Annotated in this window: 13 protein-coding genes; 1 reads left to right on the top strand and 12 read right to left on the bottom strand. The window is 56.1% G+C overall.

Going from position 1 to position 12,713, the window contains the following annotated elements:
* Positions 1 to 277 precede the first annotated feature (277 nt).
* Positions 278 to 1,672 (top strand): protein adenylyltransferase SelO, encoded by a 1,395-nt coding sequence (locus NP_RS13395; protein ID WP_011324421.1) that lies wholly within the window; start codon positions 278 to 280, stop codon positions 1,670 to 1,672.
* A 531-nt stretch (positions 1,673 to 2,203) separates the two neighbouring features.
* Here NP_RS13395 and NP_RS13390 read toward each other — a convergent pair.
* The 12 genes from NP_RS13390 to NP_RS13340 form a co-directional block, all read right to left on the bottom strand.
* Positions 2,204 to 2,623 carry a hypothetical protein gene (locus NP_RS13390; protein WP_011324420.1) on the bottom strand — a complete coding sequence of 140 codons (420 nt, stop codon included), beginning with the start codon at positions 2,621 to 2,623 and terminating at the stop codon, positions 2,204 to 2,206.
* A gap of 147 nt (positions 2,624 to 2,770) precedes the next feature.
* Complete coding sequence (locus NP_RS13385) at positions 2,771 to 2,962, bottom strand: hypothetical protein (protein ID WP_011324419.1); 192 nt, start codon at positions 2,960 to 2,962, stop codon at positions 2,771 to 2,773.
* A 10-nt stretch (positions 2,963 to 2,972) separates the two neighbouring features.
* A complete protein-coding gene (locus NP_RS13380; RefSeq protein ID WP_011324418.1) occupies positions 2,973 to 3,857 on the bottom strand; it encodes an IS1595-like element ISNph2 family transposase in 885 nt (294 codons plus the stop codon).
* A gap of 766 nt (positions 3,858 to 4,623) precedes the next feature.
* On the bottom strand, positions 4,624 to 6,414 hold the full coding sequence (locus NP_RS13375; protein ID WP_011324416.1) for a PAS domain-containing protein: 1,791 nt from the start codon (positions 6,412 to 6,414) through the stop codon (positions 4,624 to 4,626).
* A gap of 100 nt (positions 6,415 to 6,514) precedes the next feature.
* Positions 6,515 to 6,658, bottom strand: a complete 144-nt coding sequence (locus NP_RS14655; protein ID WP_158303767.1) for a hypothetical protein — start codon at positions 6,656 to 6,658, stop codon at positions 6,515 to 6,517.
* A gap of 105 nt (positions 6,659 to 6,763) precedes the next feature.
* Positions 6,764 to 7,687 carry a universal stress protein gene (locus NP_RS13370; protein WP_011324415.1) on the bottom strand — a complete coding sequence of 308 codons (924 nt, stop codon included), beginning with the start codon at positions 7,685 to 7,687 and terminating at the stop codon, positions 6,764 to 6,766.
* Between the two features lie 14 nt (positions 7,688 to 7,701).
* Positions 7,702 to 8,883 carry an ACR3 family arsenite efflux transporter gene (gene arsB / locus NP_RS13365; protein WP_049939907.1) on the bottom strand — a complete coding sequence of 394 codons (1,182 nt, stop codon included), beginning with the start codon at positions 8,881 to 8,883 and terminating at the stop codon, positions 7,702 to 7,704.
* On the bottom strand, positions 8,876 to 9,277 hold the full coding sequence (locus NP_RS13360; protein WP_011324413.1) for an ArsR/SmtB family transcription factor: 402 nt from the start codon (positions 9,275 to 9,277) through the stop codon (positions 8,876 to 8,878). Before NP_RS13360 ends, arsB begins: the two co-directional genes overlap by 8 nt.
* A 240-nt stretch (positions 9,278 to 9,517) precedes the next feature.
* Positions 9,518 to 9,832 carry a hypothetical protein gene (locus NP_RS13355; RefSeq protein ID WP_049939906.1) on the bottom strand — a complete coding sequence of 105 codons (315 nt, stop codon included), beginning with the start codon at positions 9,830 to 9,832 and terminating at the stop codon, positions 9,518 to 9,520.
* A gap of 490 nt (positions 9,833 to 10,322) precedes the next feature.
* Positions 10,323 to 10,820, bottom strand: coding sequence for a hypothetical protein (locus NP_RS13350; RefSeq protein ID WP_011324411.1), 498 nt, complete (start codon positions 10,818 to 10,820; stop codon positions 10,323 to 10,325).
* On the bottom strand, positions 10,813 to 11,493 hold the full coding sequence (locus NP_RS13345) for a nucleotidyltransferase domain-containing protein (protein WP_049939904.1): 681 nt from the start codon (positions 11,491 to 11,493) through the stop codon (positions 10,813 to 10,815). Before NP_RS13345 ends, NP_RS13350 begins: the two co-directional genes overlap by 8 nt.
* A gap of 275 nt (positions 11,494 to 11,768) precedes the next feature.
* Positions 11,769 to 12,539 (bottom strand): hypothetical protein, encoded by a 771-nt coding sequence (locus NP_RS13340; RefSeq protein ID WP_148215496.1) that lies wholly within the window; start codon positions 12,537 to 12,539, stop codon positions 11,769 to 11,771.
* Positions 12,540 to 12,713: the final 174 nt, after the last annotated feature.

Raw genomic sequence — 12,713 nt, 5'->3', positions numbered from 1 at the left:
CTCGATTGAAGCATCGGTTGGAAACAGTGATAATATACTGGCAAATCCCAAGGTTTTAGACTCAATTTGAAAATACAGCTTTTGAAACGTGAACTATTTTGCACTCCCGCCTTCAGAGTGGGTCGGTTGTTGGACGACCTCGTCGACACCAACCCCGGACGACTGTCAATCGTCAATCGGTGGCGGAGGTGTTCTCGACCGGCACACACGGCACTGGTTTGCAGTTCGAGTGCTGGCGGGCCAACGCTTTTGCGCCACCGCTACTACAGAATAACACATGGCTTTTTCATTTGATACGAGCTACAAAGACTTGGACTCCAAGCTCTATTCGGGAGCGACGCCAAAGAACATCGATGACCCGGAGGTTCTAGTTCTTAATGCGGATCTATGTGATGCCCTCGGCCTAAACAAAGAGGACTTAGACAGCCAGCTCCTTTCAGGGCAGGATACGCTGGAAGCGCCGATCGCCCAAGCATATGCAGGACATCAATTTGGGAATTTCACTGTCCTTGGCGACGGAAGGGCGATGGTGTTGGGCGAGCACGTACACGATGGCAGTAGATACGATATTCAATTGAAAGGCTCTGGCAGAACTCCTTACTCGGGAAGAGGGGACGGAAACGCGACCGTTAGCTCCATGCTCAGAGAGTATATTTACTCGTATTCGATGCAGAACCTTGGTATAAAAACGTCTAGGAGCTTGTCGGTCGTAGAAACCGAAGAATCAGTACAGAGGCGGAGAACGGAACCCGGAGCCGTCCTCGTGAGGGTGATGAACAGCCACATTAGATACGGGACGTTCCAATATGTTGCACACCGAGCCCCCGAAGAACTCGCGAGCTTCACCGATTACGTAATCGACAGACACTACCCCCACCTGGATGGTGCTGATAAAAAATACGTGAAATTCTTTGATGAGGTTATGCGGTCTTCTATAGACATGGTTGTTGACTGGATGCGGGTCGGATTCATACACGGCGTCATGAATACAGACAACATGAGTATAGACGGAGAAACATTTGATTACGGCCCATGTGCCTTCATGAACTATTATGACGAGGACACCGTCTTCAGCTCAGTCGATAAAAGGGGTAGATATTCCTTCGGGAGCCAACGAGATATCCTGAAGTGGAATCTCGAACGCTTTGCGGAATCCCTCAAGCCGCTCTTCGACGAATCAGCTCACGGCTTTGATGAGCTAGAAGCCACGCTGGGCAATTTTGACGAAACATTCGATGCGAAGTACTACAGCATGATGAGAAAGAAGCTGGGAATCAAATCAGATGGAGAGAAACCACTAATAGATAGGTTCGTAGACTGGCTTCGCGAGTCAGGCGCAGACTATACGAATACGTTCCTCGAATTGGAAAATCCCGGCACCTTTGCGGCCCCAGTCTATTCATCTACGGAGTTCAACCACCTCCAGAGTGAGTTAGCTGCTGTTGGCTTGGACAAGCAACTGATGGCGGAAGCCAATCCTCGCTACATCCCCCGCAACTACTTGGTAGAAGAGGCGCTGAATGAGTATCTGGAAAAGAAGGACCTATCCAAATTCCGTCGTCTACTGGATGTTCTGGAGAACCCGTATGAATCGAAGGATGTGGATTCGCAATTCCAACAGCCGCCGCCGGAGGAATTTGATTCAAAATATACGACGTACTGTAATACGTGAATCAACGGCTTTTCAGTATATTATATTTGGAATATGGTGTCTGGGGAGTCTCAAAGCAAAATCCAGAACTGAATGGCGCGGGGATTGTAGGTGGGACTGGCATGGGCATCGGGCTTGGGCTTTTGTTCGAGAGCTTAGCGCTGGGGGTCGCTTTTGCGATGGGGCTTGGCGTTGCCCTTGATGCATACCGGAGCCAAGCGGGACCAACGTGATCCACGCAGTGAAAATATATCGGTTCTAGACAACCAGCGTGGCCACGTACTAGAGCTATTATCAGCGAGGTAGCATGCCCAGCAGCTTTCACTGGTCGATCTCCTCAAGTCGGCAAAGATATATTCGAGACTCCGGTTCGATATCGACGACGAAGATATCACCGTCAAGATTGACATAATCGCCGTCGCTCCATCCAGTTTTGAGAGACGGAGACGGTGGCGCTGGGCTGGCCAACTCAAGCACGACTGTGTCGGCAGTGATCTCCTTGACTTCCCAGACTTCGTGTCTGAAGCCGAATTGTTCACCGGTGCTGTACGATTATCGCTGCCCACCGTTGGTTGGTTCCATAACTAGGGCCCCATCCGCGACCTGAATTTCATAGACGCTATTGTCTCGGGCGATCTTATCGCCAACGTTCCACTCAATATCGCTGACGTTGCCGCGTTCCCGGTTCATGCTTGATGAGGTTGTGTTGATATCACCCCATATCATCCACATCGCAAAGTCGAAGGATATTCTCTGGTTGTCCTGATCAAAGATGTATGCAGGAGAGTCACACGGCGGGTCGTGTGTCGGGGCATCGCTTTCTTGAGACGCACCATTATTATTTGCGTCAGTCTCCTTGTGGTCATCCTCTTCATCACCAGCCCCGCTGGTGCCGATATCCACGCCACCACAGCCAGCGAGGGCCGAAGCAGTTGCGGTTGTGACGACGGTCAGGGCAGCCCTCCGATTCATACGTCAATGCGTTCGGAAGTAAATAAGTATTTTCTGGCAGCTCAGCTCAGATATCAATGCAGCACTTGACAACGGTCTATTTCAATTTCCTTACGGAAACAGCTGTTCAATAGAGCGGGTGTATGGACCGGGACAGACAGCAGCGGCTCACCCGGTAATCTCGCCGTATACGAGCTCAAGTGACATTTCTCGTTGATCCGAACCGCCGAAGAATCCAGCCTCGTCAATATGAAGCGTCGGCCTACACTCGACGAGGAGATCACCGGACTCGGGAGCGATTTGATCGCTAATGTCGGTGAAAAACTGGTGAGTTATACTCGACGCTCTTGTGAAGTACATTGTTGGTGAGTCAGAGAACTTCTCGAATAATCTGTTTCAGTGCTTCTCGTCCCGGTTTGCGGAGGATTCGTCGCCGAAGTTGGAACGGTCTAAGATACGCTGTCAGTTTGTCCTTTGAGACGCCTCGATGTGGCGAGAGCCACCGTCGCGCCAGCGACGCGTGGCTCTCGCACGTGTTCACGTGTGCGTCTCCATCAACGTACTCGCCGTCACCGTGAATTACTGATTCTCGGTGGAAGTCCTCATCATCGTCAAGTGGATCGTATGCCCGAAATCCGTCGGTATAGACGGTTAGCGACTCCTTCTCGTGGTTTTCGAGAAGGAGTCGCACCGTCGCTTCGTCGGCGGATTTCGCCGGGACGACGTATCGCTGACCGGTGCCGCGATCAACGAGCGTGAACACTGGTGGTTTGTCCTCCTCATACGTTCCTCGTCCGCGTTTCGAGAGAGCACGCGAGCGCGACTCTCGGTCGCGCTTGCGGCCCTTCTTCCCGGCAGAGACGTAGAACTCGTCGATCTCGACCGGGCCAACGAGGTTGATGGCTGGCGCGTCGAGCGTTCTGGCGAACTGCTCGACGCGCCGGCGAAGTGAGCGATACGACACGTCAATTTCAGCGTCTAACTGGCGGATACTCGTGTTGAACCGGAGCAACGAGTAGAACGCGAACAACAGCTTGTCGAGGCCGATCTTCGCGTGCGCGAAGATCGTGCCGGTCTTGTCGTTGAACGTGCGGTCGCAATCCTTACAGAGATACCGCTGGTACTCTCGATAGCTGCCGTGTTTGATCACCGACTCAGACCGGCAGCGCGGGCAACAGAGGCCCTCGCGCCAGCGAACCTGCTCCAGCAGGTTCGCGGCGCTCGCCTCTGAGCTCAGCAATTCAAATGGGAACATTGCGTTCGGGTGACGCGTTCGCGTCACCCTTGCCCGCTACGCTTTCACAGCGACAGCTCTACCCGACCAACAATCTGCTTCCGAAGAGCGTATACTCGATGTCGATGGCGAGGTGAGCCGAATCAGCCACCGCCCGACATCACTCGCCGAGCGATTCTTATATCTTCCCTGTGCCATGTCATTGTCGACCGGTTCGGCGTTCGAACCCATGTTGTGAAGAGTCGGGGACGCTGAACCAACCGTCCAATCATGGACTTCGTCCATCCCAGTATACTCCCAGTCGTTCGACCCGATTTCGCTCAGCACACGATACACCGTTAACAATGCGAGCCGTCCGCCTGCTCGCTCGTGGACGAGTGCATCCGCTTGAACAGTCCACCCGTCGCCGAGGGTATCTTCTCTTACTGTTCGTGCGACGATTTCCCCGTCTGGATAGTCGAGCGTACCGAACCGGACCGGTCTGCCGTTGGAATCCGAAAGATCCGTACAACCAGCGCCGGCAATCGAAGCAGCTCCAACACACGCGAGAATATAACGTCTGGAGGGCATTTGCACCAAGTGTTATTGAGTGACCTAATACAAGTCCCGGTTCGTGTGTCCGAGCTGCTACTGCACGAGGGCCGTGTAAAATATGGCACCGGGCTTGCGCGATCCACGCCCGTCCCCAGAACGCGAAGCGTTCTGGTGTGCGAACGAGAGCTTCGCTCTCGTCAACGCCGTGAACGGCGGGATTCTCTCGCTGAATCAAGATAACTGTAAAGCAATATCAATCCACAGATGCGGTAGTAGTCTCCAGCGGTATCTCCATTTCGACGACCGCACCGCGTGGGTCGTTGTCGGTCATCGTCACGTTGCCGCCGACTGCCGCTATCGTCCAGTAGACGATCCACAGTCCAATGCCGGTGGTGTGTGACAGCTGTGTTTCTACCCCCGACTGGACGATATCCCACGCTTCTGTCGGGGCACCTGGTCCGTCATCTGCGATGCTGAGGTACAGCCGTGGCGGGTTTTTATCACTGCGGAGCGTTATCTCGACTGTTGGGCTCGCTTGATCGCTATGCTTGACGGCGTTTTCGATCGCTTCCATCAGCGCAATCGATACCGCCTCGCCATTCGCGATGAGTTCATCTGCTGACATCCGATTGTCAACAACGATATCGGCATCCGGGTAGGCCTCTTGTGCAGCTCCAATCGCCATGGCGAGTCGATCTTTTGTCCATGGGGTGTCCTCGTAAGCGCCATGAAACAGTTCAACGACCGGACGGATGCGTTCGCTAATCGACTCTAGGTCTGTCGCCGCGGATTGAATCTGCTCGACCGCCTCACGGCCCTCTTGTGCATCCAAATCCGCTTCCAACTCGCTTGCGAACCCGGAGATCTTCATCACCGTGTGGCTGATGTTATGTCTGAGGACTCGGTCAAGCACTTGGAGGACCTGCTCGCGGATTTCATCGCGTGTGATCTCGGTTTGGATGGCGACGAAGTTGCGAATCTCGCCTTGGTCGTTCGTTACCGGGACGATGGTCTGGTCGGCTTGGTAGTATTCTCCGGTCTTTGTTTGGTTCCAAAGCGTCTCTTGCCAGACATCGCCAGCCGTAATTGTTTCCCACAGTTTCTCATAGAACGTCTCGTCTTGTCTGCCGGCATTAAGCAGACTCGGGTCTCGGCCGACCGCTTCCTCGGCAGTGTAGCCGGTGAGTTCCTCGAAGGCCTGATTCACATATTGGATGGTACCATCGGAGTCGGTGATAAACGTCGCCTCGTTGGTCGCTGCAACCTGCGACTCGAGCAGTGTTGATTCGCGCTCGAAGCTCTTGGCTTCAGAAATGTCCTCTTGAAAGCCGATATAATGTGTCACCTCGCCGTTGTGATTTTTGAGCGGCGATACCGTCACCCGGTTCCAAAACATCGTCCCGTCCTTGCGGTAGTTGCGAAGTTCGACGGTCGCGGTCTCTCCCCGTTCGATCGCCGCTCGTAGTTGGGCGATGGGCTCGTCTCTGGTCGCTTCACCTTGGAGGAAGCGGCAGTTCCGGCCGAGGACCTCAGCACGAGCATAGCCGGTTATCTCGACGAAGCGATTGTTGACATAGGTAATCGGGAGATCATCCTTGCGCGCGTCGGCGATGCTGATCCCGACAGGTGCCTCATGCATTGCTTCCTCCCAAAACGTGGTCAGCGCGCCGCCCCCATCAGCGGTCACGTCCAGCAGCATGGTCTGGACAGCCTGTGTGCCGTCCCAGTCGATGGCGGAGTTGAGTGCAATTGCGTCTCGGATGTCGCCGTCAAGCGATTCGATCGATACGGCGAGCCCGAATACCTGTGTGTCGTCGGCTAAGAGTTGGTCGAATGTTCGTCCAACCGCCCCGCTGTTGTCGGACACGACGAACGCCTGCAGGCTTCGTCCGAGGATATCGTCTTCGCTATCTGCACCGAATAGCACGAGCGCCGCATCGTTGACCGAGACAATTTGATTGTCGCTGTGGATGACAAGCGGTTCCGGCCGGTTATCGGGGGGCCGTCTCCCGCCGTCGCAACGCACCGACCGCACAGGATCCATCGTGGGTGGTATTACTGTCTGTCACTATTTCACTCTGCTCTTTGCACGCACCGTCTGATAATTCCCATCGGGTTTTATCAATTCTCGGAGGAGGCACTCACTAGTTTTCGGCTGCTCGTCGTAGCACCATCGGCGTGAGCACGAGACTGGCTGCAGCCAACCCATACAGCCCCAGCCGGACGGTTGCATCCTCAACGAAGAACAGTCCTATCGCCGCAAGCAAAGCGGCATCAAAAGCGCCCATCCCCACCGAAAGACCGGATTCTCAAATAGCGTCGCTGCGTCAGACATGCCTGTCGTTGCTGTTTCCGTTCACGAATGGATTTCGAAATCGGTGCGATGGGTTCAGCTACGTCTCATCAACGTCTTCTAGAGCGACACTGTCCGGTCGAACGGAAAATACGGGAACTGATGACTCCCGAATCACTGCGTCGGTCACGCTTCCAACCACAGCCCGCTCGAAGCCCCCGCGGCCGTGAGTGCCCATCGCGATCATGTCGACGTCGTTCTCATCAGCGTACGCTATAATCTCTCGGGCGGGTGAGCCGTCTGTGATTGCCGTGGTGGTCGCAAGATTGTTCGCTTCCGCATCGGCCGCGAGCGTCTGCAGGTGCTCCACGATGTGCTCGCGGGGCTGTGGGTGAGAGGCAGCGTCGTCTGCTGTGGCGGCCGACAACGACGCTTCGAGCCCAGCGTTGCGAACCGAGAGCAGGTGGACCGTGGCTTCGAGCTGTGCTGCGACCAGTAGGGCGTGCTCGATAGCCACCGTGGCCGGGTCGCTTCCATCCGTGGGGACGAGCATCGAGTCGACCCCAGACACCCCCGTCTCCGCCCGAGCCGCCGCCGGGGTGACCGTCACAACAGGCACGGGCGATGTTCGAACGACTTTGTCGGCGACACTGCCGATGATTGCGCGGGTGACGCCGCCCCGTCCGGACGTTCCGATAGTGATCGCATCGACCGCGTGGTCGTCAGCATACGCCACGATTTCCTGCGCAGGGATGCCTTCTCGAACGACAGCGGTCGCATCCAGCCCGTACTCGGAAGCCGTATCACGGAGCGAAGTGGCTCTGTCCGTAGCCGTCTGTCGCAGTTGCTCGCGAATCGATGTGGAGTCGCCCGAATAGCCGGCCCCGGTTGCTATCGAACTGTCTGCGACCGAAAGGATATGTACCGTTGCATCAAGCTCCACAGCAAGCTCGAAGGCCCGCTGTGCAGCAGCCACAGCCGGTTCGCTGCCGTCGGTCGGAACCAGTAGTGTATCAAGTATCATTGTTCGTCGAGTGGTTAATCGTCGTTTGTGCTGGGTGGAGACTGTTCTTCAGCCGCTGAAGCGGGACGTTCTATCTGGCCGGTTTCGTAGCCAGCCCAATCGAATCGCTGCTGGAAGTAGATCGCGACGTTCACCAGCGCAAGCAATACGGGAACCTCGATGAGGGGGCCGATGACGGTCGCGAACGCGACGCCGGAGCCGACGCCGAAGACGGCAACGGAGACGGCTATTGCGAGTTCGAAATTGTTCGACGCGGCGGTGAACCCGATGGCGGTCGTCGTCGAGTAGTCTGCGCCGATGCCGCGTCCCATCGCGAAGCTCACCAAGAACATGATAATAAAGTAGATCGTCAGGGGGACAGCGATCCACAATACGTCGGTTGGCTGGGCAAGAATATTATCGCCCTGAGTGGCGAACATCACGATGACAGTAAAGAGCAGCGCAAGCAGCGTCACCGGGCTGATTTTCGGGACGAACTCCTCTTCATACCATGTTTCGCCTTTCGTTCGAACACCGCCGAGTCGGGTCAGGATACCGCCAGCGAAGGGAATGCCGAGGAATATCGCGATCGCCCAAAACACCTGTGTGACGGTAATATCGAAGGTCCCGATGCCAGCGGCCAGTGCATCCATACCCAACAACGGCGGCAGGAACAGCGCGAAAAACCAGATGTACACACCGTAGGTGATTATCTGGAAGACGCTGTTGAACGCGACCAGTCCGGCAGCATACTCCGAGGAGCCGTCCGCAAGGTCGTTCCAGACGAGCACCATTGCGATACAGCGGGCCATGCCGATGAAAATCAGCCCGAGGAAGTATTCGGGATGGGCCGGGAACGGCGGGACGAGGCCGCTAAAGAAGACCACGGCGAGCAGGAACATCAGCGTCGGCCCGATGAGCCAGTTTTGGATGAGGCTCAAGCTGAGAACGCGCCACGCGCTGAACACTCGCGGGAGCTGACGGTAGTTGACCTTCGCCAACGGCGGATACATCATCGCAATGAGGCCGATCTCGACCAAGTAATACTCCTGAATCGGGGCAACGATGCTGGGCGCGACATAGCCCAGCCCGACGCCAACACCCATCGCTAAGAATATCCAGACGGTCAGATACTTATCAAGGAAATCCATCGACCGTGGGTCACCGCAGCTTTCGCAACCACAGTCAGGGCCGTGCTCGTGGCCGGCGTCACGCATCCGTGCTCACACTGCCTTCAAGCAGGGTAACAAGCGCTACTGCACGGTTGGTCGCTCGGTACTTCTTCCAGCGGCCGTCCTTACGGCCGTCGACGAGGTCCGCATCCACGAGCTGTGAAAGCGCATGACTGAGTCCGCTCTCGGTGACGTCGACGACGGCATTCAGTTCACAGACACAGAGTTCCTCCTCAGCGGCGACGAGCACACGGATGATCGTATACCGGGTCTCGTTGGCGAGCGCCGAAAGCACATCCAGCTCGCTTGCTATCTGTTCGGTCGCAAGCGCGTCGCCAAGCGTTTCCAGTTCGTTGAGCCGCTGTTCGACATCCTCGCTGCAACACTCTCCGAGTTCGTCGCTGAGATAGCGTTGAAGTCGCTCTGTTGTCTGTGCCATTGGCGTCTAGTTGAAGACTTTCTCAATTAATAGTTTCGATGGGATGGGAGATTTTGCGGCAGAATACGCCACTTCGTATCACTTGCTGGTGGATACTGGTCGATAGACGGTGGGCATTGATTGAGTAATGTTTCATCTTTCTTCAGAGTATGCAGCAACAAGCAACTGGGGACACACCCAACCAAATGCAGCGAGGAGCGGACTTCGAAAACGAATTGTTGTTGCTGGGCTCGCCAGCGCCTACTTTTCCGAGATGTCGAGGCCGCCCGAGAGCCCGTCCGTGCCAGCGTCATCCTCAGGTGAGCTATCGGAGTCGGACCGGCTGCTTTTGGATGCTACGTCGGCCTCCTGTGACTCGGTCGTCGCGGCTTCGAGATACGATTCCGTCCCAGTTGGCTCGCCAGGGGCATCTTCGGGGTCAATGTCGGCGACTTCGGCGCGGTTTCTGACCCCGACGCGGTCGGCGACGGCCTCGGCCAACTGCTCGAAGGGAGCTGCGGCAGGGCTGTCTTCGAGCACGGCGAGCGGTCCGTCGGCGACATTGAAGCGTATCACGCCGAACAGGTTCGGAGTGCTGTCTCGACAATCGTAGGCGCAGTACTGGCCGACCGTGATCTTGATGGAGACGCAGAGGAAGCTCCCGATCCTATCTCCGTCGCCCTCGACGAGGTTGCGAGAGGCTGCCCCGTGCCGAAAGCAAAGTGTCGGGCGCTGCTGGACCAATCCGCCGACGAACCGGGCACCGGTATCGAACGAGTCGACCCCGGAGAGTACGAGGTCGACCCCCAGCAGTCGGCCTAACTGCTGGGCTCCAAATCATCCAAGCTCGTCAGCTGCCAACGGCCGAGACCGTTGGCAGCTGACCGTGCCTGAGCGAGACAGCAGGTACCAACCTGCTCTGCGAATGCTCCGCTCTCCCAACAGCCGTGTGAGAGTCAAGCAAAGGTACTACTTAGAACTCAAATACCTCGCGATAAACCGTAATCACCTCTCGCGTCGGTTAACCAGACTCACCTACTGTCGTCTTCTGGTGGACACGAATTCGCTACGTTGTCTCTCCGCAGAGGCACTCGTGACCCTGTCGAGATCGGCCAGTTACGTATGCGTGGAGTTCAGTAGCGAGTTCGTACATCGCGTCGGCACGCGCTGCGGAGGCAAGTCCATCCTGATAATACGTCTTTGCTCGGTGGTCACGCCAGAGATCCGCGAGGTCCGCGGCCACTGACTCCCCGAAGACACCGGCCGCTGCAGCCTCCCGATAGACACCAGGATGGGTACCGGGGAGATCATCCGGCTGCATCGTGCCGCGCTCGAGGAGCCGAAATTCGACGGTGCGTTCAATGGCGACAAACGACGCTTCGATGACGAGCGTGTAGTAGCTGGCATCCCGGAGAGACTCGGCGCCGGCGAGCAACCGACAGGCCTTCCGTAGCTGGAGCAGGGCGGCGTCCTCAACATCGAGACCGGCCTCAATGTCCGTTGGCCGGCGGTCAAATGCGGCTTGCACCTCGTCGATGAGATGCTCGATGCGCGTACTACTCATCGGCGACGACCTCCTTGCGGAGCGCGTCGAGGCGGTCGCTCCTGTATACTGTAATCCCCTCGGTAAAGATCTCGTGGAGTTTCGATCCGGCCCTCCCAGCGCTCTCTACAGATTCGACATACGGCTCAAACACGAATCTGTCACCGTCGAACCGTTCGGACTGGAGATCGGCGACGACGTCGGTAATCTGCCGGCGGGCTGTTGTCCGGTCGCCATCGACGACCACGAAGCAATCGATATCGCTCTGGCGGTCTGCCTCCCCACGGGCGACGCTTCCAAAGACGACGATCCCGAGGAGATCGTTAATGTCGTCGGCGTCGGCGGTCGTGGCTTGGACGCGGTCGACGAATGCTCGGATCGGCGCGTGGAATTCTGATTGAGGAATCCCGAGGATCGGGTCGTCTTTCTGGAGACGGTCTGGGTTGATCGAGATGTAGTTTCGCTGGGGCGTCTCTCGAATCTGGATGGCGCCGATACTGTTGAGGAGGTCGACGGCCCGCCAGACCGTTGAGCGAGTAACACCGGTGGCGTCGACGAGTTCGGGAATGGTAAACTCCGTCTCGTGGGCGTCGGCAAGCAGCCGAAGAATATTGTCCGCAGCACTGATCCGAAAGACATCGGTGTCCGGGCCGGGATACGCATCGATACAGATCCTTATATCCTGTTTCGCCATTTCAGACACTATCTGATTTTGTGCAACTACATATAAATAAATGGCGGCGAGACGCGGTAGGCTGCTTTGCTCTGCGAGTTAGCGGGTTCAGTTAGGACTCTATCGGCGCAAGCGTGTCCGGCTCGACGTTGATTCGGAGGTGATACGTGCTGTCGGTTGCCCCGGTGTCGAGTCGTCTTCGCTCTTATGTAGAAACACGGAGGGGGTCGTTTACTCGTACCCAGCAGCGAATTGAGTACGCCAACTGAAACACAGCTACAATCAGGATATCTCTGTCACCTATCCGTAAGCCGTCCGAGCAGCACCTCTGAGGCGACCTCACGACATTTGAATGCAGAAGGTAGCGATATATCCGTCATATCGCTGTCTACACCCTTGTCCGGATGCTTGATTCGATCTACTGCGCTCTTCCACTTGTCTGCGTCTTCAGTGGATAAGAGGTCTTGTTGGACGAGATGGTTCTTTGTGTCACGGCCGGAACCTCTCCCTTCTCCCAGAAGGTTCTCGATACAGAACCAGAAGTACGACCATTGGATGCTCGCATCAAATGAGTAGAGTCCATCAGCGTACAGCTCAATTGCGTTAATTACGTCCCGTTCGTGATCATTGAGATTGGTGGCGAAGACAGAGTGAGTCTCCAGTGCGTCGACAATGTTTGAGACAGTGTCAGCATCGATTTCAGCGCAGTCTGGTTCGGTCTCCACAGCTCTAAGAGTCGATACAAAGTCCCCATCTCTCGTAATCGCTTGCCAGTCTTCATTGAACATCACTGCATGATGAGTGTGCCTTGCCGTGGTTGTCAGAATAACACCAGGGTCAAGCTGGATATTCATAGCCAGGAGTAGCTTGTCTACTTGCCTTCCAGGCGACCTGTGATTGAGGTTCCACCGCTCAGCCCAGTCGTCAGAGAATTCGATAAACCAGTAGTTCTGTTCGTGGACGAACACCTGTGGGTGTCGGCGATCATCGTATTGTCCCGTACACGTTTCGTCGCCATTTGCTTGGACGAACCGGACGCCATCGGCACCACACGTAATTGTCTCCACACCTCCCGGGACCACAGTATCATCAGGCGACTGTGCGAGCGGATATTGAATACACTTGATGCGCCTCACCGTGTTTATTCACCGACTCCGCCTCTACATAAGCATAGCTCCGGTCCTCAATGCCGGTTGTCAAGTGAGGCGCAACGAGTCAGAACAAGCCCAACAAAAACTGGA

Origin of the sequence: Natronomonas pharaonis DSM 2160, from assembly GCF_000026045.1 — an archaeon.
Lineage (GTDB): Archaea > Halobacteriota > Halobacteria > Halobacteriales > Haloarculaceae > Natronomonas > Natronomonas pharaonis.
This window is presented reverse-complemented; position numbering and strand designations above follow the sequence as displayed.

Bases quoted from the DNA above. Each gene is read 5' to 3' on its own strand.
- NP_RS13395 (WP_011324421.1), top strand. From the start codon at position 278: ATGGCTTTTTCATTTGATACGAGCTACAAAGACTTGGACTCCAAGCTC.
- NP_RS14655 (WP_158303767.1), bottom strand. From the start codon at position 6,658: ATGGGCGCTTTTGATGCCGCTTTGCTTGCGGCGATAGGACTGTTCTTC.
- NP_RS13390 (WP_011324420.1), bottom strand. From the start codon at position 2,623: ATGAATCGGAGGGCTGCCCTGACCGTCGTCACAACCGCAACTGCTTCG.
- NP_RS13375 (WP_011324416.1), bottom strand. From the start codon at position 6,414: ATGGATCCTGTGCGGTCGGTGCGTTGCGACGGCGGGAGACGGCCCCCC.
- NP_RS13380 (WP_011324418.1), bottom strand. From the start codon at position 3,857: ATGTTCCCATTTGAATTGCTGAGCTCAGAGGCGAGCGCCGCGAACCTG.
- NP_RS13345 (WP_049939904.1), bottom strand. From the start codon at position 11,493: ATGGCGAAACAGGATATAAGGATCTGTATCGATGCGTATCCCGGCCCG.
- NP_RS13360 (WP_011324413.1), bottom strand. From the start codon at position 9,277: ATGGCACAGACAACAGAGCGACTTCAACGCTATCTCAGCGACGAACTC.
- NP_RS13385 (WP_011324419.1), bottom strand. From the start codon at position 2,962: ATGTACTTCACAAGAGCGTCGAGTATAACTCACCAGTTTTTCACCGAC.
- NP_RS13350 (WP_011324411.1), bottom strand. From the start codon at position 10,820: ATGAGTAGTACGCGCATCGAGCATCTCATCGACGAGGTGCAAGCCGCA.
- NP_RS13370 (WP_011324415.1), bottom strand. From the start codon at position 7,687: ATGATACTTGATACACTACTGGTTCCGACCGACGGCAGCGAACCGGCT.
- arsB (WP_049939907.1), bottom strand. From the start codon at position 8,883: ATGCGTGACGCCGGCCACGAGCACGGCCCTGACTGTGGTTGCGAAAGC.